General features: G+C 66.2%; 19 protein-coding genes and 1 tRNA gene. 10 read left to right on the top strand and 10 right to left on the bottom strand.

The features are described from left to right. Nucleotides 1-136 precede the first annotated feature (136 nt). Complete coding sequence (gene hrpA, locus AC1DCU_RS13725; protein WP_442252302.1) at nucleotides 137-4,222, bottom strand: ATP-dependent RNA helicase HrpA; 4,086 nt, start codon at nucleotides 4,220-4,222, stop codon at nucleotides 137-139. 86 nt (nucleotides 4,223-4,308) lie between these two features. On the opposite strand from hrpA, the gene AC1DCU_RS13730 reads away from it, so the two are divergent. The 6 genes from AC1DCU_RS13730 to AC1DCU_RS13755 all read left to right on the top strand — a co-directional run bounded on the left by AC1DCU_RS13730 (nucleotide 4,309) and on the right by AC1DCU_RS13755 (nucleotide 11,324). Then, nucleotides 4,309-4,857 carry a Dps family protein gene (locus AC1DCU_RS13730; protein WP_025879374.1) on the top strand — a complete coding sequence of 183 codons (549 nt, stop codon included), beginning with the start codon at nucleotides 4,309-4,311 and terminating at the stop codon, nucleotides 4,855-4,857. Nucleotides 4,858-5,460: 603 nt separating this feature from the next. Further along, nucleotides 5,461-7,266 (top strand): DNA helicase RecQ, encoded by a 1,806-nt coding sequence (recQ, locus tag AC1DCU_RS13735; protein ID WP_025874645.1) that lies wholly within the window; start codon nucleotides 5,461-5,463, stop codon nucleotides 7,264-7,266. Nucleotides 7,267-7,440: 174 nt separating this feature from the next. Beyond that, nucleotides 7,441-7,827 (top strand): CopL family metal-binding regulatory protein, encoded by a 387-nt coding sequence (locus AC1DCU_RS13740; protein ID WP_442252153.1) that lies wholly within the window; start codon nucleotides 7,441-7,443, stop codon nucleotides 7,825-7,827. A 75-nt stretch (nucleotides 7,828-7,902) separates the two neighbouring features. Continuing rightward, nucleotides 7,903-9,747 carry a copper resistance system multicopper oxidase gene (locus tag AC1DCU_RS13745; RefSeq protein ID WP_032975079.1) on the top strand — a complete coding sequence of 615 codons (1,845 nt, stop codon included), beginning with the start codon at nucleotides 7,903-7,905 and terminating at the stop codon, nucleotides 9,745-9,747. Further along, nucleotides 9,744-10,730, top strand: a complete 987-nt coding sequence (locus AC1DCU_RS13750) for a copper resistance protein B (RefSeq protein WP_442252152.1) — start codon at nucleotides 9,744-9,746, stop codon at nucleotides 10,728-10,730. Before AC1DCU_RS13745 ends, AC1DCU_RS13750 begins: the two co-directional genes overlap by 4 nt. A gap of 81 nt (nucleotides 10,731-10,811) precedes the next feature. Beyond that, complete coding sequence (locus AC1DCU_RS13755) at nucleotides 10,812-11,324, top strand: GNAT family N-acetyltransferase (RefSeq protein WP_313445314.1); 513 nt, start codon at nucleotides 10,812-10,814, stop codon at nucleotides 11,322-11,324. Between the two features lie 108 nt (nucleotides 11,325-11,432). Here the strand turns inward: AC1DCU_RS13755 and AC1DCU_RS13760 are convergent, their stop codons facing one another. Continuing rightward, on the bottom strand, nucleotides 11,433-11,756 hold the full coding sequence (locus tag AC1DCU_RS13760) for a TFIIB-type zinc ribbon-containing protein (RefSeq protein ID WP_025874650.1): 324 nt from the start codon (nucleotides 11,754-11,756) through the stop codon (nucleotides 11,433-11,435). A gap of 150 nt (nucleotides 11,757-11,906) precedes the next feature. On the opposite strand from AC1DCU_RS13760, the gene AC1DCU_RS13765 reads away from it, so the two are divergent. Together AC1DCU_RS13765 and AC1DCU_RS13770 are read left to right on the top strand one after the other, a co-directional pair. Continuing rightward, nucleotides 11,907-12,674, top strand: coding sequence for a CPBP family glutamic-type intramembrane protease (locus AC1DCU_RS13765; protein WP_478013542.1), 768 nt, complete (start codon nucleotides 11,907-11,909; stop codon nucleotides 12,672-12,674). A 92-nt stretch (nucleotides 12,675-12,766) separates the two neighbouring features. After that, a complete protein-coding gene (locus tag AC1DCU_RS13770) occupies nucleotides 12,767-13,192 on the top strand; it encodes a response regulator (RefSeq protein WP_025874652.1) in 426 nt (141 codons plus the stop codon). Nucleotides 13,193-13,381: 189 nt separating this feature from the next. On the opposite strand, the gene AC1DCU_RS13775 is transcribed toward AC1DCU_RS13770, so the two are convergent. The 7 genes from AC1DCU_RS13775 to AC1DCU_RS13805 all read right to left on the bottom strand — a co-directional run bounded on the left by AC1DCU_RS13775 (nucleotide 13,382) and on the right by AC1DCU_RS13805 (nucleotide 17,393). After that, nucleotides 13,382-14,317 carry an alpha/beta hydrolase gene (locus AC1DCU_RS13775; protein WP_442252150.1) on the bottom strand — a complete coding sequence of 312 codons (936 nt, stop codon included), beginning with the start codon at nucleotides 14,315-14,317 and terminating at the stop codon, nucleotides 13,382-13,384. A gap of 83 nt (nucleotides 14,318-14,400) precedes the next feature. Continuing rightward, nucleotides 14,401-15,246, bottom strand: a complete 846-nt coding sequence (locus tag AC1DCU_RS13780) for an alpha/beta hydrolase (RefSeq protein WP_442252149.1) — start codon at nucleotides 15,244-15,246, stop codon at nucleotides 14,401-14,403. A gap of 145 nt (nucleotides 15,247-15,391) precedes the next feature. Next, complete coding sequence (locus AC1DCU_RS13785; protein WP_282279908.1) at nucleotides 15,392-15,856, bottom strand: lysozyme; 465 nt, start codon at nucleotides 15,854-15,856, stop codon at nucleotides 15,392-15,394. 3 nt (nucleotides 15,857-15,859) lie between these two features. Continuing rightward, entirely contained in the window at nucleotides 15,860-16,396 is a 537-nt protein-coding gene (locus AC1DCU_RS13790; RefSeq protein WP_442252148.1) for a glycoside hydrolase family protein, read from the bottom strand. Then, nucleotides 16,393-16,590 (bottom strand): hypothetical protein, encoded by a 198-nt coding sequence (locus AC1DCU_RS13795; protein WP_025874660.1) that lies wholly within the window; start codon nucleotides 16,588-16,590, stop codon nucleotides 16,393-16,395. Before AC1DCU_RS13795 ends, AC1DCU_RS13790 begins: the two co-directional genes overlap by 4 nt. A gap of 124 nt (nucleotides 16,591-16,714) precedes the next feature. Then, nucleotides 16,715-17,143: a hypothetical protein gene (locus tag AC1DCU_RS13800; protein WP_100553301.1), complete on the bottom strand. Its 429-nt coding sequence runs from the start codon at nucleotides 17,141-17,143 to the stop codon at nucleotides 16,715-16,717. Next, nucleotides 17,133-17,393 (bottom strand): helix-turn-helix domain-containing protein, encoded by a 261-nt coding sequence (locus tag AC1DCU_RS13805; protein WP_025874662.1) that lies wholly within the window; start codon nucleotides 17,391-17,393, stop codon nucleotides 17,133-17,135. Before AC1DCU_RS13805 ends, AC1DCU_RS13800 begins: the two co-directional genes overlap by 11 nt. Before the next feature lie 84 nt (nucleotides 17,394-17,477). Here AC1DCU_RS13805 and AC1DCU_RS13810 point away from each other — a divergent pair, with 84 nt between their 5' ends. Beyond that, on the top strand, nucleotides 17,478-17,984 hold the full coding sequence (locus AC1DCU_RS13810) for a hypothetical protein (RefSeq protein ID WP_032951727.1): 507 nt from the start codon (nucleotides 17,478-17,480) through the stop codon (nucleotides 17,982-17,984). 88 nt (nucleotides 17,985-18,072) lie between these two features. Then, on the top strand, nucleotides 18,073-18,306 hold the full coding sequence (locus AC1DCU_RS13815) for a hypothetical protein (RefSeq protein ID WP_025874663.1): 234 nt from the start codon (nucleotides 18,073-18,075) through the stop codon (nucleotides 18,304-18,306). Nucleotides 18,307-18,522: 216 nt separating this feature from the next. On the opposite strand, the gene AC1DCU_RS13820 is transcribed toward AC1DCU_RS13815, so the two are convergent. Next, nucleotides 18,523-18,598, bottom strand: a tRNA-Lys gene (locus AC1DCU_RS13820). Between the last annotated feature and the right edge of the window lie 57 nt (nucleotides 18,599-18,655).

Consider the following 18,655-nt stretch of genomic DNA (forward strand, 5'->3'; position numbering starts at 1 on the left):
GCCTGGTTTTGCTGTAGAGCCAAGCCAACGTTTGGCGGCAACCTGCTGCGCCACGTCCCGCAGTAGATCCACGCCATGCGTGGATGCCATTCCGTTTGACCCCGCCAGCCAGTGCCCGGCGGGGCCAGCCCAGGGATTACGAGGCCTGGCGCAGTGCGGTCACCCGCTGCGCCAGCTTCTTCGCCGAAACGCCGGTGCGTGCGCCCAGCTCCTGCGCGAACAACGATACCCTCAGCTCCTCCAGATCCCAGCGCAAGGCCTGCCACTGCGGCCGCTCGCGCAGGCCCTGCTGCTCGCCCACCTGCAATGCCTCCAGGAACGGGTGCAGTTCCAGCATGCGCGCCTGGTCACGCGGGGGATCGCGCTTGGCGCGTTCGGTGCGCAGGATCATCGCTTTCAGGTAGCGCGGGTACTGCGCCAGGGCGTCGGCCGGCGTGTCGCGCAGGAAGCCGGGATGGATCAGCCCAACCAGCTGCGCTTCCATGTCATCCAGATTGCCGCGCGCCCAGCCCATCAACGGTGCTTCCAGCATCGGCTTCAATTCGGCCACCAGGGCAAGGATCGTCTCGGCCAGCTTCAACCGCTGCATGGCCTCGCCGAACAGCGTTTTTGCGGCGTGCTCGCGACGCTGTTCGAACGCCGCCGCATCGCGGATATCGCCCAGGCCGTCGGCCAGCACGGCATTCAGCGCCGCATCGACCAGATCGCCACGCAGGCGTTCCTGGGTTTCGATCGAGGCGTACAACAGGCCGGTTTTCGCTGCTACCGGCAACTGCTTGCGTGCCTGTTTGATCTTCTCGCCCAGGCCGATCTCCAGCAGTCGACGCACGCCCAGCGGGTGTGCTTCCTCGGCCTGTTGGCGATCAGCAAAGATGCGCAGTGCAACGCTGTCACCCTCATCCTTCAGCGCGGGATAGGCCGGCACGCCGGCCTCGCCCGGTACCTGCAGCGGAATCGGCGAGGCCGGGAACGTGCGCAGGCCATCGGCCGCCATCTCGCGCCCGGCACGTGCGGCGAACGCATCGCCGGCACGGCCACCGAACTTCGCACGCAGCACATCGAGGTCGCGCGAGGTTGCCAGCACCTTGCCCTGCTCATCGCGCAGGCGCAGGTTCATGTGCAGGTGCGGTTCGATTGAACCGGGATCGAAATCGGTAGCGGCCACGGTTGCCCCGGTTGCGCGGGACAGGAAGCGCGCCAGCTCGCCGGTGATCGCGTCCGCGCTGGGCTGCGGGAAGGCCTCGTAGAACGCGCGCGCGAAATCCGGTGCCGGCACGTAGTTGCGCCGCATTGCCTTGGGCAGGCTGCGGATCAAGGCCGCCGCCTTGTCGGCAACGAAACCCGGCGCCAGCCATCCCAACTGCACCGCATCCAATGCATTGAGCAGGTGCAGCGGCACGTCCAGGGTCACGCCGTCATCGTCGGCTCCCGGTTCGAAGCGGTAGTGCAGCGGCAACCGCGCCTGGCCCAACGCCAGGTACTTCGGGTAGCGCTCCTGCTCGCTGCCTTCGCCCGGCAGCAGATCCATCAACGACCAGTGCAGGCCCTTGCGTTGTTCCGGCGGCAGCGCCTTCCACCACGCATCCAGCCCGGACGCGGAATGGATCTGCGGCGGCACCCGGTCCAGGTACCAGCGTGCCTGCCAGTCCTCGTCGGCAACGATGCCGGCACGGCGCAGCTTGGCTTCTTCCTCGCGTGCCTGCTCCAGCACCTTCTGGTTGTCGGCCACGAAGCTGGCACGGGTGTTGATCTCACCGGTCACCAGTGCCTGGCGCACGAAGATGTCATGCGCCTCGCCGGCGTTGATGCGGCCGTAATGCACCGGCTTCTTCGGCGCCAGCACCAGCCCGAACAGGCTGATCTGCTCGGAGGCCAGCACCTGGCCCTGCGCACGCGACCAATGCGGGTCGAAGTGCTTGCGCAGCAGCAGGTGCGGCAGTTCGGCGATCACCCAGTCCGGCTCGATCGCCGCCAGGGTCATGCCCCACACCTTCTGCGTATCCAGCAGGTTGGCGGCCAGCAGCCACGGTGGCGGCCGCTTGGACAGCGTCGAACCGGGGAATGGCAGGAAACGGCGTTGGCGCGGCGCCTGGAAATCACCCTTCTCGCTGCGATGGCCGATCTGCGTGGGCAGGCCCGCCACCAGGGCCCGATGCAGGGTCTGGTAAGCCGTGGCGCGAACGCGTTCGCTGTAACCACCGCCGTCGGGCGCCTGGTCCTTCTGCGCACGGGCAGCGACCGGCGCGGGCGCCGTTTCGGCCTTGCCCTCGCGGGCCAGGCGCGCAGCACGGTGCAGCTGGCCACGGGTCGCCTTCACCGCAGCAGCATCATCGCGCGCCGGAGCCGGCGCACTGCTGCGGGCCAGCAGCGGGGCCATCGATGCCTCGTTGGCCTCTTCCTTCCAGCCCAGTTCCTCGCACAGCAGGCGCAGCTGTCGATGCAGCTCGCGCCATTCACGCATGCGCAGGAAGCCGAGGAAGTGGCGGCCGCACCAGTCGCGCAGCTTGGACTGGGTCAGATCCTCATGGGACTGGCGATAGGCGTCCCACAGACGCAGCACACCGACGAACTCGGAGCGGCCATCGGCGAACTGCGCGTGTGCGTTGTCGGCGGCGCCACGCGCCTCGGGCGGCCGCTCGCGCGGATCCTGGATGCCCAGGAACGAGGCGATCACCAGCATCGGTCGCAGGCAGCCTGCCGCCTGCGCCGCCACCAGCATGCGCGCCAGTTTCACGTCCACCGGCAGGCGCGCCATCTGCTTGCCGATCGCGGTCAGGTGGCGTTCGCTGTCGATCGCCCCCAGCTCGGTCAGATGCTGCCAACCGTCAGCGACGGCCCGCTCATCCGGCGCCTCAAGGAACGGGAAATCCTCGATGCGGCCCAGGCCAAGCTGCAGCATGCGCAGGATCACCCCGGCCAGGCTGGAACGACGGATTTCCGGATCGGTGAACTCCGCCCGCGCCTGGAAATCGGCCTCGGCATACAGGCGATAGCAGATGCCCTCGGCCACGCGGCCACAGCGGCCCTTGCGCTGGTTGGCACTGGCCTGCGAGATCGGCTCGATGTGCAGCCGGTCCAGCTTGTTGCGCGGGCTGTAACGCTTGACGCGGGCGAAACCGGGGTCGACCACATAACGGATGCGCGGCACCGTCAACGAGGTCTCGGCCACATTGGTGGCCAGCACGATGCGCCGGTTCGGGCCGGGGTTGAACACCCGGTCCTGGTCCTGGTTGGACAGCCGCGCGTACAGCGGCAGCACTTCGGTACTGCGGTACTTGCGCCGCTCCAGTGACTGGTGTGCATCGCGGATCTCACGCTCGCCCGGCAGGAAGATCAGCACGTCGCCACGGGAATCCAGGCGGGTGATTTCGTCGATGGCCGCAACGATCGCATCGTTGACCGTGCGTTCGCCCTGGTCTTCGCCCTCGCCTTCCAGCGCGCGATAGCGCACCTCCACCGGATAGGTACGGCCTTCGACGCTGATCACCGGCGCATTGTCGAAATGCTGGGCGAAGCGCTCGGTGTCGATGGTCGCCGAAGTGACGATCAGCTTCAGGTCCGGGCGCTTGCGCAGCAGCTGCTTGAGATAGCCAAGCAGGAAGTCGATGTTGAGGCTGCGTTCGTGCGCTTCGTCGACGATGATCGTGTCGTAGTTCGACAGCCAGCGATCACTGGCGATTTCGGCCAGCAGGATGCCGTCGGTCATGAACTTGATGCGGGTGTCTTCGCCGACCTTGTCGTTGAAGCGCACCTGGTAGCCCACCAGCTGGCCCAGTTCACTCTGCAGTTCCTGCGCGACACGACTGGCCACCGCACGTGCGGCGATCCGGCGCGGCTGCGTGCAGCCGATCATGCCGGCCTGGCCACGGCCGGCGGCCAGGCACAGCTTCGGTAGCTGGGTGGTCTTGCCCGAGCCGGTTTCACCGGCGATCACCACCACCTGGTGGTCGCGGATCAACTGGGTGATGGTCTCGGCTTCACGCGCAATCGGCAGCTGTGGGTCCAGAGTAATGGCCGGCTGTTGTTGCGCCCGCGCGTGGCGGCGCTGCACCGAAACCTGCAAGGCCTGCTCGAAACTGGCGGCCAACGCCGCATCCTGTGGCTTGGCTTGGCAACGCGAGAGCATTCCCAGCAATCGTCCACGGTCGCGGCTCATGGCGCCGTCGATGGCGGCACGCTGTTGGCGCTGGCGGGACTGCGGCATTTTGTCGATAGCGTTCATCAATCGGTTCGTTTAAAACTTTGAATGCGACCAGTCATCAAGACTGATTTATTGTGAAGGCCAACGATTCCATAAGGAGGAACCCCATGGCGAAGACCAAGAGCACGACCAAGCCCAAGACCGGCAAGCAGAAGCTTGCGGCTTCCGCGCCGTCGGCCCCCAACATCGATATCGGGATCACCCAGGGCGACCGCAAGAAGATCGCCGACGGATTGGCGCGGTTCCAGGCCGATGCGTTCACGCTCTATCTGAAGACCCACAACTTCCACTGGAATGTCACCGGGTCGATGTTCAACTCGCTGCACACCATGTTCGAGACGCAGTACACCGAGCAGTGGGCGGCACTGGACGATGTGGCCGAGCGCATCCGCGCACTGGGCTTCAATGCCCCGGGCTCCTACCGGGAATTTGCTGCGCTGACCTCGATCGTCGAGGAGCCGGGCCTGACCGACAGTGCGGACTGGCGTGAAATGGTACGCCAGTTGGTGGTCGCCAACGAAGCGGTATGCCGTACGGCACGTGAAGTGCTGGATGTGGCCGACGACGCTGACGACGCCCCGACCGAGGATCTGATGACCCAGCGCCTGCAGACCCACGAGAAATACGCGTGGATGCTGCGCTCGCTGCTCCAGTAAGGGTTTTGGGTGGTTCGGCAGGGCTGCGCCCTGCACCTGCAGAGGCCTTGAAGCCAAGGCCAGAGCCAGAGCAAAAGCTGGCTTCCTGTGGGTAGGCGGGGTGGGTCCGATGGCAGGGGACGCCGTAAACCCGTCCATGGGGGCTTGGCCGCGGCATCCATGCCGCGGACACCCCTGCCACCGGACCCACCCCGCCTTCGACAGTCTTCCGCAATCTGTCGGGCCAACTCTTAAAGCTTGGGGTCGGATCCGTTTTCCGCAGGAAAACGGATCCGACCCCATTTTATTTGTCGATATCTGACAGATTTCATCCACGCATGGCGTGGATCTACCAACCGTCACCGGAAATCTGTCGGGGGTGGGGCGGTGTGGGTTTGCAGGACCGTTGGTGCCATGGATGGCGCCATCGAGCCCCATGGACGGATTTACGGCGTGTCCTGCAAGCCCACACCACCCCGCCAAACCACGGATCACCCCAGAGCCGGCTGTTGCTGTTGCTGTTGCTGTTGCTGTTGCTGTTGCCAGGATTGCCGGCCAGCGGCCGGCACCACGGCAGGTGCCGGGTGCAACCCGGCCGAACCCCCGCCGGGGTAAACTAGCTGGATGGCTTCCCGTCCCGCGCACGACCTGCTCCGCCGCGTCTTTGGTTACGACGATTTCCGTGGTCCGCAGCAGGACATCGTGGAGCATGTGGCTGCCGGTCACGATGCCCTGGTGCTGATGCCTACCGGCGGCGGCAAATCACTGTGCTACCAGGTGCCCGCCCTGCTGCGTGACGGCTGTGGCATCGTCATCTCGCCGCTGATCGCGCTGATGCAGGACCAGGTCGAAGCCCTGCGCCAGCTCGGCGTGCGCGCCGAATTCCTGAACTCGACCCTGGACGCCGAAACGGCTGGCCGGGTCGAACGCGAACTGCTCGCCGGTGAGCTCGACATGCTCTATGTCGCTCCCGAACGCCTGCTGACCGGCCGCTTCCTGTCGCTGCTGTCGCGCAGCCGGATCGCCCTGTTCGCCATCGACGAAGCCCACTGCGTGTCGCAATGGGGCCACGACTTCCGCCCCGAATACCGGCAGCTGACCGTCCTGCACGAGCGCTGGCCGGAGATTCCGCGGATCGCCCTGACCGCCACCGCCGACCCGCCAACCCAGCGCGAGATCGCCGAGCGCCTGGACCTGGCCGAAGCACGTCACTTCGTCAGCTCCTTCGATCGCCCCAACATCCGCTACACCGTGGTGCAGAAGGACAACGCCCGCAAGCAGCTGAGCGATTTCCTGCGCAGCCATCGCAGCGAGGCCGGCATCGTCTACTGCATGTCACGGCGCAAGGTGGAGGAAACCGCCGAGTTCCTGTGCACGCAGGGGTTCAATGCCCTGCCCTACCACGCCGGCCTGCCCGCGGAAGTGCGTGCCAACAACCAGCGCCGTTTCCTGCGCGAAGACGGCATCGTCATGTGCGCGACCATCGCCTTCGGCATGGGCATCGACAAGCCGGACGTACGCTTTGTCGCCCATACCGACCTGCCCAAGTCGATGGAAGGCTACTACCAGGAAACCGGCCGCGCCGGGCGCGATGGCGAAGCTGCCGAGGCCTGGCTCTGCTACGGCCTGGGCGATGTGGTGCTGCTCAAGCAGATGATCGAGCAGTCCGAGGCCAGCGAGGAGCGCAAGCAGCTGGAGCGGTCCAAGCTCGACCACCTGCTGGGGTACTGCGAATCGATGCAGTGCCGCCGGCAGGTGCTGCTGGCCGGTTTCGGCGAGACCTACCCCAAGCCCTGCGGCAACTGCGACAACTGCCTGACTCCGCCGGCGGCCTGGGACGCCACCATCCCCGCGCAGAAGGCGTTGAGCTGTGTATACCGCAGTGGCCAGCGCTTCGGCGTCGGCCACCTGATCGACGTCCTGCGCGGCAGCGAGAACGAGAAGGTCAAGCAGCAGGGCCACGACAAGCTGAGCACCTACGCCATCGGCCGCGACCTGGACGCGCGCACCTGGCGCAGCGTGTTCCGCCAGCTGGTGGCCGCCAGCCTGCTGGAAGTGGACAGCGAGGGCCACGGTGGCCTGCGCCTGACCGATGCCAGCCGCGATGTGCTGACCGGTCGCCGCCAGATCAGCATGCGCCGCGATGCAGTCAGTGCCAGCGCCGGGCGCGAACGCAGCGCGCAACGCACCGGCCTGTCGGTGCTGCCGCAGGACCTGGCCCTGTTCAATGCGCTGCGCGGCCTGCGCGCCGAGCTGGCGCGCGAGCAGAACGTGCCGGCCTTCGTGATCTTCCACGACAGCACCCTGCGCAACATCGCCGAACAGCGCCCGACCTCGCTGGACGAGCTGGCCCGGGTCGGTGGCATCGGCGGCACCAAGCTCAGCCGCTATGGCCCGAGATTGGTCGAGATCGTGCGCGAAGAGGGATGACCCCGGTAGCGCCGGGCCATGCCCGGCGGCCCGCATATCGACCGGGCCTCACGCTCGCCGGGCATGGCCAGAAGCTACCAGGCTGCGCGATTGCGCACCCTCGCCCGGCTCAAACCTTGAACCACCCGTTCAGCCGGATGTGCATGTCCGCCCACTTGCCGCTAGATTAGCGCCATGTCCCTCGCCTCGACCCTGCTCCGTGTCGTGCTCATGCTCAGCCTGTTTCTCAACGGGCTGAACGCGGCCATGGCCAGCGGGCACGAGGACATGGGCTGCATGGCCCATGCGATGGCCTCGGCAACGACCGATGAAGGCGACGCTGACTGCCACCACCACGCCGGCATGACTGCAGACGAGGCGCCGCAGGCCAAGGCCCCCGCCCACGACGCACACTGCCAGATCAAGGACTGCATGCGCAGCTGTGCCCAGCACCCGCTGCTGGCCGTGCAGGCACTGCCTTTCCTGACCGGTCCCGGTCTTTCCCTGACCCCGCAGCCGATGCCTGCCAATGGCCGCCCGGCACCGCCGCTGCCGCCGATCTCGCGCCCTCCCATCGGCTGATCCAACACACCTCGTGCGCGCTGCGCACTGAAGCCGGCCCTGCGCTGGCGTCTTTCCGTGTTTGGAGTCACCACCATGAGTACCCGTATTCCTCCCGGCCCGGGCGCTGTGCCCATGCCGTCGCGCCGTCTGTTCGTGCAGGGCATCGCTGCTGGCGGCGTGGTCGCCGGCATCGCCGCGGCCGGCATCCCGCAGCGCGCGCTCGCCGCCGCTTCTGCCGCGCCACGCCTGGCCGGCGCACCTTCGGTCATCAGCGATACCCGCGTCGAACTGGCGATCGGCGAGTCGCTGGCCAACTTCACCGGACGCACCCGCCCGGCGATCACCGTCAACGGATCGCTGCCGGCACCGATCCTGCGCTGGCGCGAAGGCCAGACCGTGGACCTGTTCGTGCGCAACACGCTCGGCCAGCACCCTACTTCGATCCACTGGCACGGCATCCTGCTGCCGGCCAACATGGATGGCGTGCCGGGCCTGAGCTTCAACGGCATCGGCCCCGGCGAGACCTACCACTACCACTTCGACCTCAAGCAGTCCGGCACCTACTGGTATCACAGCCATTCGCTGTTCCAGGAACAGGCGGGGCTGTACGGCGCGCTGATCATCGACCCGGCCGAACCGGCGCCGTACCGGCATGACCGCGAGCACGTGATCATGCTGTCCGACTGGACCGACATGGATCCCGGCGCGTTGTTCCGGCGCATGAAGAAGCTCGCCGAGCACGACAACTACTACAAGCGCACCCTGCCCGACTTCCTGCGCGACGCCCGTCGCGATGGCTGGTCGGCCGCGCTGTCCGACCGCGGCATGTGGGGCCGGATGCGGATGACGCCCAGCGACATCTCCGACATCAACGCGCACACTTATACCTACCTGATGAACGGGACCGCGCCGGCCGGCAACTGGACCGGGCTGTTCCGCAGTGGCGAAAAGGTGCTGCTGCGTTTCATCAACGGTGCGTCGATGACCTACTTCGACGTGCGCATTCCCGGCCTGAAGATGACCGTGGTCGCCGCCGACGGCCAGTACATCCATCCGGTCAGCATCGACGAGTTCCGCATCGCCCCGGCCGAAACCTACGACGTACTGGTGGAACCCAGCGGCCAGGATGCCTTCACCATCTTCTGCCAGGACATGGGCCGCACGGGCTATGCCGCCGGCACCCTCGCCGTGCGCCATGGGCTGCAGGCACCGATTCCCGCGCGCGATCCGCGCCCGTTGCTGACGATGGGCGACATGGGCCATGACATGGCCCATGTCACAGGAATGTCGGGTCACGACATGGGCGGCGGTGGCCACGGCGGACACGACATGGCAGCAATGAAGGGCATGGAAGGCGGCTGCGGTGCCAGCATGGGCCACGGCGCACATGGCGGCGGCGATACCGCCAGCAAAGCGCCAAAACATCCGGCCAGCGAGCGCAACAATCCGCTGGTGGACATGCAGAGTTCGGCCACCGAGCCCAAGCTGGACGACCCCGGCATCGGCCTGCGCGACAACGGCCGCCAGGTGCTGACCTATGGTGCGATGCGCAGCCTGTTCGAAGACCCCGATGGCCGCGAGCCCGGCCGCGAGATCGAGCTGCACCTGACCGGCCACATGGAAAAGTTCTCCTGGTCGTTCGACGGCATTCCCTTCGCCGGTGCCGAACCGCTGCGTCTGAACTACGGCGAGCGCATGCGCATCGTGCTGGTCAACGACACCATGATGCAGCACCCGATCCACCTGCATGGCGTGTGGAGCGACCTGGAAAACGCGCAGGGTGAATTCCAGCTGCGCAAGCACACCATCGACATGCCGCCCGGTACACGCCGCACCTATCGCGTACGTGCCGATGCCCTCGGCCGCTGGGCCTACCACTGCCACCTGCTGTACCACATGGAAGCAGGCATGATGCGCGAAGTGAGGATCGAAGAATGAGCCGTTCCCTGCTTGCCCCAAGCCTGTTGACCCTCGGCCTGTTGGCCGCGCTGCCCACGTTTGCGCAGTCCCATGCCGGCCATGACATGACAGCGCACTCGCCTCCTGCCGATGCCACGCCAGCGGCAGCGGCAGCGGCCGACGTGGATCATTCGAAGATGGACCATTCGAAGATGGACCACGGTGCGATGGATCATTCAACGATGGACCATTCAACGATGGACCATGGCGCGATGGATCACGCGACAATGGGCCACGGCACGCCCGCGCCGACGCAGCCGCGCGAACCGATACCTGTCCCTACCGATGCCGATCGTGCGGCCGCGTTTCCACCCATCGCGCATGGTGCGATGGAGCACCCACCGGAAATCCACAGCCTGCTGCTGATCGATCGCCTGGAACACTGGGATGGAAAGAACGGCAACGGCCAAGCCTGGGAGGCCAGTGGCTGGATCGGCGGCAACATCAACCGCCTGTGGCTGCGCACCGATGGCGAACGCAGCGAAGGCCGCACGGAATCATCAGGCGTGGAAGCGCTGTACGGGCGTGCAATTTCGCCGTGGTGGGACGTGCTGGTCGGTGTACGCCAGGACTTCCGCCCCGCCGATTCACGCACCTGGGCGGCGATCGGCATCCAGGGCTTGGCGCCGTACAAGTTCGAAAGCTCGGCCACGCTGTATGCCGGTTCCGGTGGCCAGCTGATGGCCAAGGCCGAGATCGAATACGACGTGCTGTTGACCAACCGGTTGATCCTGCAGCCCCTGCTGGAAGCTACCGTGGCCAGCAAGGACGAACCGGAGCACGGCATCGGCCGCGGCCTCAACAAGGTCGAAGCCGGCCTGCGCCTGCGCTACGAGTTCAATCGCCGCTTCGCGCCGTACATCGGCATCAGCCACGAACGCGCCTTCGGCGATACCGCCGACTATGCGGGCGACCATGCACGCGACACACGCTGGGTCGCCGGCATCCGCATGTGGTTCTGAGCAGCGGATCATGAGCAGCAGCCAGCCCCGGCAACCGCCGGGGCCGGCTACACTGCCGCACGTTCCATTGCAGGCTGCACCATGTCGTTGCATATCCGCCGCGCCACCCTCGCCGACGTCGACGCGCTGTCGGCGATCGCCATCGAGACCTATACCGAAACCTGGGGCGATTCCTATCCGCCGCAGGACCTGCACGCGTTCCTGCAGGATCACTACGGCACCGAGCCGCAGCGAGCGGAACTGTCCGACCCGCGCAGCGCGGTGTGGCTGCTGCTGGAGGGTGAGACGGTGGTGGGCTATCTGGCCGCCGGTGCCAACACCCTGCCGCATGCCGAAGCACGCGAAGGCGACATCGAACTGAAGCGGCTGTACATCCTGGCCAGCCACCAGAACGGCGGCCACGGCGCGCGCCTGATGGATGCCTTCATGACCTGGCTGGACCAGCCGCAGCGCCGCACCCTGTGGGTTGGCGTGTGGGAAGAGAACTTCGGCGCGCAGCGCTTCTACGCGCGCTACGGCTGCAGCAAGGCCGGCGAGTATGACTTCATCGTCGGCGACAGCCGCGACCGCGAGTTCATCCTGCGCCGGCCCTGAGCCGCGTCCCTGTAGAGTCGAGCCAGGCTCGACGCCTGTTCTGGTAGATGCCGACCTTGGTCGGCGTGGCCCCAAAGAGCAAAGCCGAGCAAGGCTCGACGCTGCTACCTAGAAGTCGAACAACTCCGAAAGGAAGCTTTCCTTCTTCTTTTTCTTGTAGCCCTGGCTGTACTGGCCACGGTTGTCATCGTGGCGCTGGCCGAGATGACGGGTATCGCGATGCATCACCGGCGGCGGAGCGGCCTGCGGTTGCACCGGCGCGGGCCCTGGCGGCGGCATGGCGGCACCTGCACCGTCAGTGGCGCGCTCGATGATCTTGTCCAGTTCGCCACGATCCAGCCATACGCCACGGCAGCTCGGGCAGTAGTCGATCTCGATGCCATGGCGCTCGGCCATCTGCAGGGTCTGGGTCTTGCACACGGGGCACAGCATTCGCATTGCTCCTGTCGGTCTGGCCTCGACTGTACCTGCGTGCGGATGACTGTGCGGCAACGCATGACCGATGGCACAGGGACTTCCGGCGCGTGCCGCCACGTCCGCCGCCCTGCAGACTGCCTCGCGACCTCGCTGCAAGGAATGCATGTGACTGCCCGTGACTCGATTCCCACAGGCGTCCGCCTGTTGCTGGTGCTGCTTGGCGTTGGCCTCGGCCTGAACGTGCGCGACATCAGTGCCGCGCTGGGCGCGCCGATTCCCGCCCTGCCCATGCCCTACGGTGGCAGCCTGCTGGACAACGCGCTGGCGGTGCTGGTCGCACTGCTGCTGGCCACGCTGCTGCGCCCTCGCGGAGTGGGCCTGCTGGCCAGCCTCGGCCTGCGCGGAAACGGCATGCGTGGCCCGTTGTGGGTGCTGCTGGCCAGCCTACCGTGTTGGCTGGGGCTGGCCCTGCTGGGGACGCCCAACACGGCGCTGACGACGCTGGACGCCACGACGCTGGCCGTGCTGTTCCCGCTGGCCGAAGAAGTGCTGTTCCGCGGCCTCGGCTTCGTGCTGCTGGCGAAGATCGTGCGCGGCCCCTGGCCGTTGCTCGCACTGCCGCAGGCCCTGCTGTTCGGCGTGGTGCACTGGCTGGGCTTCGGCGGCTTCGACGGCGGCGGCGTGGCCCTGTTCGTCGGCGTAGTGATCGCCTTCGGCGGTTTCATCTTCGCCTGGCTCGACCACCTCGACGGCAATACCCTGTGGTGCGGCCTGGCCCTGCACGTGTCGATGAACCTGGCCTGGAATGTGTTCAGCCTCGACGACGCCGTTGCGCTGGGCTGGCAGGCCACCAGTTTGCGCATCGGCACTACGCTGCTGGCAGTGGCAGCGCTGGCCTGGCATGTGCGGCGCCAGCGCGACCGCGCGCTGTAACGCCGGCTTAGCCGATCCTGCACGCGGGGCTCACTGGGGGCTTGCGCATACTTGCGCGCCTTCCATGCCCTGCCGTCCGGAGTTGTTGCGTCATGCTGCTGTCCAAGCGCCACGTTGAACCACGCGTCCTGCTGATCGAAGACGCCGAGGAAACCCGTGAACTGAGCCGGATGGCGCTGGAGAGCCAGGCCTGCCACGTCGCAGGCGTCAGCAGCGCCGAAGCCGCGCTGGGCCTGCTGGCCGCCGGAGAGCGCTTCGACCTGATGTTCACCGACGTCAATCTCGGCCTGGTCAGTGGCATCGAGGCCGCCAACCGCGTTCGCAGCCTGTATCCGCAGCTGCCGATCCTGGTGACCTCCGGCATGGACCAGCATGCCGTGCTGCCGCAACTGCACGACGGCATTCATTTCCTGCCCAAGCCCTACAACATGAGCGAGCTGCTGGATGCGATCCGGCTGTGCTTCCGCCATGCCGCCGATGCCGCGCTGATGCCGGCGCCGCAGGCAAGCGCGGCCTGAGGCTGGCATCCACGCGTTGCGTGGATCTACTGCTCCATCCACACATGGCGTGGATCTACTGCTCCATCCACGCATGGCGTGGATCTACTGGTCCATTCACGCATGGCGTGGATCTACGACGATGCGCACCGTTGCGTGAACGGAAAATGCTGCCAGTAGATCCACGCCATGCGTGGATGGAGCCGGCCGTCAGCCGCCGGTATACGGTCCTTCGCCCGGGAGTACCTGCAGCAGCGCACGGGTGATCACGCGCGGATACACGGTGAGATGGTCCTCGCCATCCATCACGATGTTCTCCACCTGCAGCTTGCGACCGCTGCGCCGCAGTTGACCGGCGAAGTCGGCGGCCTGCCGCAGCATGTCGTTGCCCGTTGAATAACGTGGGCCCGGCTTGACCGTCTCGTAGCCGCCCACCGACAGCAGCACGCGGATGGGCTGTGACGGCATTACCGCGGCATCCTGCATGCGCGGCAGCAGGCCCTGGTCGAACCACAGCGACGGACTGGACAGGATGTAGGTGCCGAACATGTCGGGCTGGGTCGTCAGCACGTAAGCACCCAACAGCGCGCCATAGGAATGGCCCGCAAACACACGCCGGGCCGGATCGGTGCGGTAGCGCGCATCGATCAGCGGCAGTGCGTGGTCAGCCAGGAAGTCGCGGTAATGGGCCGCGCCGCCATAGGTGACGTCATCGCTGTAGTAGCCGGCAGGGGTGCGCACAGGATCACTGGGGGTGTAGTCGCGCGAGCGGCTCTGTTTGGAGGTCAGCCCTTCCTGCGGCGGCAACCCGACCAGGATGAAATCCTCGATGTTGACGCCCTGCTGCCCCACCAGGTTGCGCACGCTGCGCACCAGCGGAAAGCTGTACAGCGCATCGGTCACGTACACCACCGGATAACGCTTCTGCGGATGCGCCGCGTAGCCGGCAGGCAACGCCACCCACAGGGCATAGTCGCGCCCGATCGGGTCATGCACGCGCAGTGACTCGGTATCAGGCAGCACAACGCCTGGCACGGCCGTCGCGCTTTCCCTGGCTTCCTCCTGCGTTGCCGGCGGCGCCACCGACATCGCGCACCCAGCCAAGGCCAGGCAGGCCAGCACACTCCATCCACGCACACGCTGCATCCGCGCTCTCCTGTTGCGGGCGGCGCACCCAGGTGGCGCCGCTGATGCATCCTCACACACCGCGTTGTTGCGCGCCAAACCTCTCAAGGCGACGCCGGCGGCGGTACCGGGAACAACGTACGCAGGCCCTGCAGGGCGGCCGGGTGGTAGATGGTCGCGTGGGTCTCTTCCGGCAGCGGCTGGTACTTCACCAGCGTTGCCGGCGATGCCTGCTGCAGCAGCGCCGCCAAACGTGCGCTCGACGCAGCCAGTTCCGGCTGGCCACTGCTGGCCAGGAACAGCCGCGCGCCGCTGCGCGCGACCGACGGCACCTGCTTGCCTGCGCCAGACAGCAAGGCGCCGTGGTTCCACCACAAGCTGGGGTCCAGCGCGATGTAGCTGTTGAACATGGCCGGTTCCTGCAGCAGGGTTTCGATCACGAACAACCCGGCCAGCGATTCACCGATCAGTGCCCGCTCGTCTGTGGTCGCATAACGCTGGCGTATCTGCGGCATCAGTTCATCGCGCAGGAAATCACGGTACGCCGCCGAGCCACCAATGCGCGGCGCGATCTTCTGGTCCTCAGGATCACGGCTCGGGCCGGTCATGTCGCGGCGGCGCTCGGTGTTCTCGATGCCGACCAGCAGGAACGGGCGCATGCTGCCGTTGCCGGTCAGCACCTGCACCAACCCGGCCACGTGCAGGAAGTCCTCGCCGATGCCGCCGTCGGGCATGTACAGCACCGGCAGTGGCGTCTTCGGGTCCAGGCCCCACGGCTGCGGGCGGTAAACGTTGATGCGGCGGGTTTCGCCCAGCGCCTTGGATTGGATGGTAAAGGTCTCACCGATCACCAGCGGCGAAGCGGCCGCCGTCTGCGCCGTCGGTTCGGCGGCCATCAGCGGCGCGGCGGAGACAGCGGACAACAACAGCGACAGCACGATCAAACGCATGGGGCGGCCATCCCGGGAAAGACGCTGAGCATAACGCCACACTGATCGCACGGCAGACTTCATCTCGCCCCCTATTGCGAAGATCCGCTGGTGAACGCTCGTCATGGGTTACCGAAGGTCTGACCCCACCGCGATCCGCACGCCTTCAACGGCGGTCCAACGCGATCACCGCCTGGCAGCTCCTGAGCTGGTCGTCGGCGTCGCGTCCGATTCGAACAAGCGCTGCCGCAACCTCTGCTCGTAGTTGGGCGCCCGCATCACGTTCGCGGGCGCTGGCGGTGGCGTCGGACAAGCGACCGGTATGACAGGCGGCGAGGTCGTTGCGCAACCGGAGACTGCCAGCACGCAGGCCAGCAACCACCGCTGTTTCCACTTCGGCCGCACGTTCTCGATCTTGTTCATGCTGTTCTCCCAGCGAGGCCATCGCCCCGGTCTGTACCGCCTGCCGTTCGCGCGCTGCGCGCTCGGCCTGCATTGCCTCGGCGTGCTGCAGCGACGCAACCTCTGCCTTTGCGGCATCGCTGCGATCGCCACGCCAGCCCCAGCCTGCCGCGAACATCACCGACGACCACAGCGCCAGCAGCGCAATCGCAATCAATGTGCGTGGCATCCCTCACTGCTCCGCCAGGCAGCGGGCATGACGCTGTTGCTGCCGTTGCCATACGCCCCAACACACCTTGTTGGGCTGTCCGTTGACCCGGGTCGAGCAGTCGTAGCCCCCTGCCCGCTTCCACAGCAGCAGCGCATCGCACGCTTGGCGGTACTCACCTCGCAGGAGATGCCGGCGCGTGGATGATCCATTCCAGTTGCCGATCCCATACTGGTAAAGGAAGTCGACATAGGTGTCGTACTCACCCTGTGTCAGCGCGACGCCCGGCAACGATGCGCGGAACTGCGATTCCTCGCGCGCCAGGTGCGCTTCCACGGTGCGCAGCGCACGGACGGGCGTAGTCCGGTCTCCGAGCCGGACCGGCGTGCCGTCCTCGCGCCGGGTCGAGCCAAAACCATAGGTAGGCCGATCATTGCGGGTCGGCACCACCGCCGCGTCGGTATAGCCCTCATGCTCGACAATGGCGATCAGGCCTGCGGCACTGAGGACCAGCGCGGCAACCAGGTGGCGCAGCGGCAACGCTGTGGGCGGCGTACTCATTCGCGTCCCTTCCGCCGCCACTCGCGCAGCCAGCGCCAGCACAGGTAAGCGATCTGTGCGGCGAGATAGATGATGGTCAGGACCACCACCAGGCGGTCCAGGGTGATGCCGGCGGCAAGTGCACCGGCAACGGTTACCGGCGGAGCCGATTTGGCCGCCGCTGCGCCCACTGCGCTGAAGATTTCTTCTTTCATGGAAAGTCCAGGATTTGATGCTGGCCACGACATACCGAGGTGGCCGGGAGAGGTGCCCGTCTCGCTGCCGGCTGGGCGCGAGGGTTCATCCGGTCGGGAGACGGGCGAAAGTTGAGCCCACCGCTCATGCGGCCTGGGCGATGCCTTCCATCCAGCCGCGCACGCGCTGGAAGCCCAGCTCGACCAGGTTCAGGTAATGCCGGTTGGAGACCGGTCGCTGCCCGCAGTTGGCGAGCAGCAGATTGGCGGTCTCGAAGCGCTCGACCTTGCGACGGCCGCGACCGCAGTAGTAGCCACGCAGTGCGCAGGCCATCGCCACGTTGTCACGGGCAACTGCGGTGATGATGTCTTCGATCTGCTGCGCCAGCAGGTCCGTCTCCAGTGGCTTGTACCCTTGCGCACGGCCGGGCATATCGCCGCGATGCTCGATCAAGACAGCCAGCAGGTTGCGTGATTGGAAGCCCAGGTATTCGCAGTCGCGATGCAGGGCGTATTCCCCGCCCCAGTGCTCCAGACGGCTGCGGACGTATTCGCCGAACGTATCAAGCTGCATGGTGGGCTTCTCCCTGGATGGACGACGGACCCGGCGCGAACACATCCGGGCGCAGGAATTCACGACGGACCGCACCGGCCGTGGCCAGCTCGATGCGTCGGCACAGACGGGCGCCAGGCAACTTGTGGCCGCGGGCGATCATGTAAAGGGTCCGCAGCGCACAGCCGGTCTGGTGGGCCAGACGGCGCATCACGGGGCAACTGGGGGTGCCGTAGCCCCCTTGGGAGATGGCGTAGTCGATGAGGTTCATGGCCCCACATTACCGTGGCGGTAATGCCAAGTCAATACCGTTTTGGTCATTTGCTGGATTGGTAATGCAGAGCACCATTTACAGATGGACGCCAGTACCGCCCGCACCCTCAACATGCGCCTCCGCGTTGCCGCTGCCGGCGGCCCGGCCGAATGGGCCCGCCTGTTCGGCGGCACCCGCTGGGCGCAGCCCCAGGTCAGCCAGTGGATTTCGGAGAGCAACCCGAAGAGCATCGGCCATCGTCTGGCACGCGATCTCGAGTCGGCAATGCAACTCCCGCACGGCACGCTTGATCGTGCCGATCAGGACGTTGAGATGTCGCTTCAGTCTCAATCTACGGGACTGGATTTCGAGAAGATGAGCGCTGCGGTCAAGGTGCTTTCGCACTACCTGGAGCTGGTCGGCGATCCACCGGAATGGATCTACGATCCTGTGCTGCTGGAGACCGCATTCATGGTCGTGGACGAGTTCGGTCAGCCTTCGGCCCCGGACAATGTGCTCGACCTGACGAAGCTTCTGGCAAAACGGATCAGGGAGGCGAAGGATGACTCACACGCGACTCGAGGAGCTCGCACAGCGGTTGGCCGCTAGGACCCAGGAACTGCGCGGCGGTCGCAACCCGACACCTGCCTTGCGGGTGGTGGCCGGTGAGGCACATGCAGCCCCGGGAGAACGGCGGATGGATGCCATCATGCGCGAGTGGCATTGCCGCATGATCCGCAACGTACGCCGGCGCTGGGGGGAGCCGATGCAGCATGTGATCGACCAGGCCTGCTGCGGGGTGGTGGACATCGACCAGCTCGCCGACGATGCGCTGATCCAGCTGCACAAGGATATGGAACGCGCCGAGGAGTGCATCCGCGAGGGGATTTCCTTCCACGATGCGGGGCTTCTACGCGCGCACTACGGTTGAAAGAGACCTGGCCGGTCGATTCTGACCGGCCAAAACCGCACGATCCATTACTTTTTATTCCCGAATTAATTACCTTAAAGGTAATTACTTGGTGTTGCTGGAAGATTTCCTGCGCCGGCGCCGCGGCATGCCGACCGTGGCTGCACGCGGGCAACAAAAAAGCGCCTCTCGGCGCTTTCTGGGTTGCCCGGCAGGTGATGCCGGCGCTGTCTGCGATGGTGGGCCGTGATGGATTCGAACCATCGACCAAAAGATTAAAAGTCTTCTGCTCTACCGACTGAGCTAACGGCCCATGCAACATCCCTGCCTGTCGGCGGGGTGGGCATTCTACCCTACTTTGTGCGGTAGA

The sequence above is a fragment of the Stenotrophomonas sp. 10L48 genome (assembly GCF_056395105.1).

What these genes read in the sequence shown, in the direction of transcription:
- hrpA (WP_442252302.1), bottom strand. Translation starts at nt 4,222, where the DNA reads ATGAACGCTATCGACAAAATGCCGCAGTCCCGCCAGCGCCAACAGCGT.
- AC1DCU_RS13730 (WP_025879374.1), top strand. Translation starts at nt 4,309, where the DNA reads ATGGCGAAGACCAAGAGCACGACCAAGCCCAAGACCGGCAAGCAGAAG.
- recQ (WP_025874645.1), top strand. Translation starts at nt 5,461, where the DNA reads ATGGCTTCCCGTCCCGCGCACGACCTGCTCCGCCGCGTCTTTGGTTAC.
- AC1DCU_RS13740 (WP_442252153.1), top strand. Translation starts at nt 7,441, where the DNA reads ATGTCCCTCGCCTCGACCCTGCTCCGTGTCGTGCTCATGCTCAGCCTG.
- AC1DCU_RS13745 (WP_032975079.1), top strand. Translation starts at nt 7,903, where the DNA reads ATGAGTACCCGTATTCCTCCCGGCCCGGGCGCTGTGCCCATGCCGTCG.
- AC1DCU_RS13750 (WP_442252152.1), top strand. Translation starts at nt 9,744, where the DNA reads ATGAGCCGTTCCCTGCTTGCCCCAAGCCTGTTGACCCTCGGCCTGTTG.
- AC1DCU_RS13755 (WP_313445314.1), top strand. Translation starts at nt 10,812, where the DNA reads ATGTCGTTGCATATCCGCCGCGCCACCCTCGCCGACGTCGACGCGCTG.
- AC1DCU_RS13760 (WP_025874650.1), bottom strand. Translation starts at nt 11,756, where the DNA reads ATGCTGTGCCCCGTGTGCAAGACCCAGACCCTGCAGATGGCCGAGCGC.
- AC1DCU_RS13770 (WP_025874652.1), top strand. Translation starts at nt 12,767, where the DNA reads ATGCTGCTGTCCAAGCGCCACGTTGAACCACGCGTCCTGCTGATCGAA.
- AC1DCU_RS13775 (WP_442252150.1), bottom strand. Translation starts at nt 14,317, where the DNA reads ATGCAGCGTGTGCGTGGATGGAGTGTGCTGGCCTGCCTGGCCTTGGCT.
- AC1DCU_RS13780 (WP_442252149.1), bottom strand. Translation starts at nt 15,246, where the DNA reads ATGCGTTTGATCGTGCTGTCGCTGTTGTTGTCCGCTGTCTCCGCCGCG.
- AC1DCU_RS13785 (WP_282279908.1), bottom strand. Translation starts at nt 15,856, where the DNA reads ATGCCACGCACATTGATTGCGATTGCGCTGCTGGCGCTGTGGTCGTCG.
- AC1DCU_RS13790 (WP_442252148.1), bottom strand. Translation starts at nt 16,396, where the DNA reads ATGAGTACGCCGCCCACAGCGTTGCCGCTGCGCCACCTGGTTGCCGCG.
- AC1DCU_RS13795 (WP_025874660.1), bottom strand. Translation starts at nt 16,590, where the DNA reads ATGAAAGAAGAAATCTTCAGCGCAGTGGGCGCAGCGGCGGCCAAATCG.
- AC1DCU_RS13800 (WP_100553301.1), bottom strand. Translation starts at nt 17,143, where the DNA reads ATGCAGCTTGATACGTTCGGCGAATACGTCCGCAGCCGTCTGGAGCAC.
- AC1DCU_RS13805 (WP_025874662.1), bottom strand. Translation starts at nt 17,393, where the DNA reads ATGAACCTCATCGACTACGCCATCTCCCAAGGGGGCTACGGCACCCCC.
- AC1DCU_RS13810 (WP_032951727.1), top strand. Translation starts at nt 17,478, where the DNA reads ATGGACGCCAGTACCGCCCGCACCCTCAACATGCGCCTCCGCGTTGCC.
- AC1DCU_RS13815 (WP_025874663.1), top strand. Translation starts at nt 18,073, where the DNA reads ATGGATGCCATCATGCGCGAGTGGCATTGCCGCATGATCCGCAACGTA.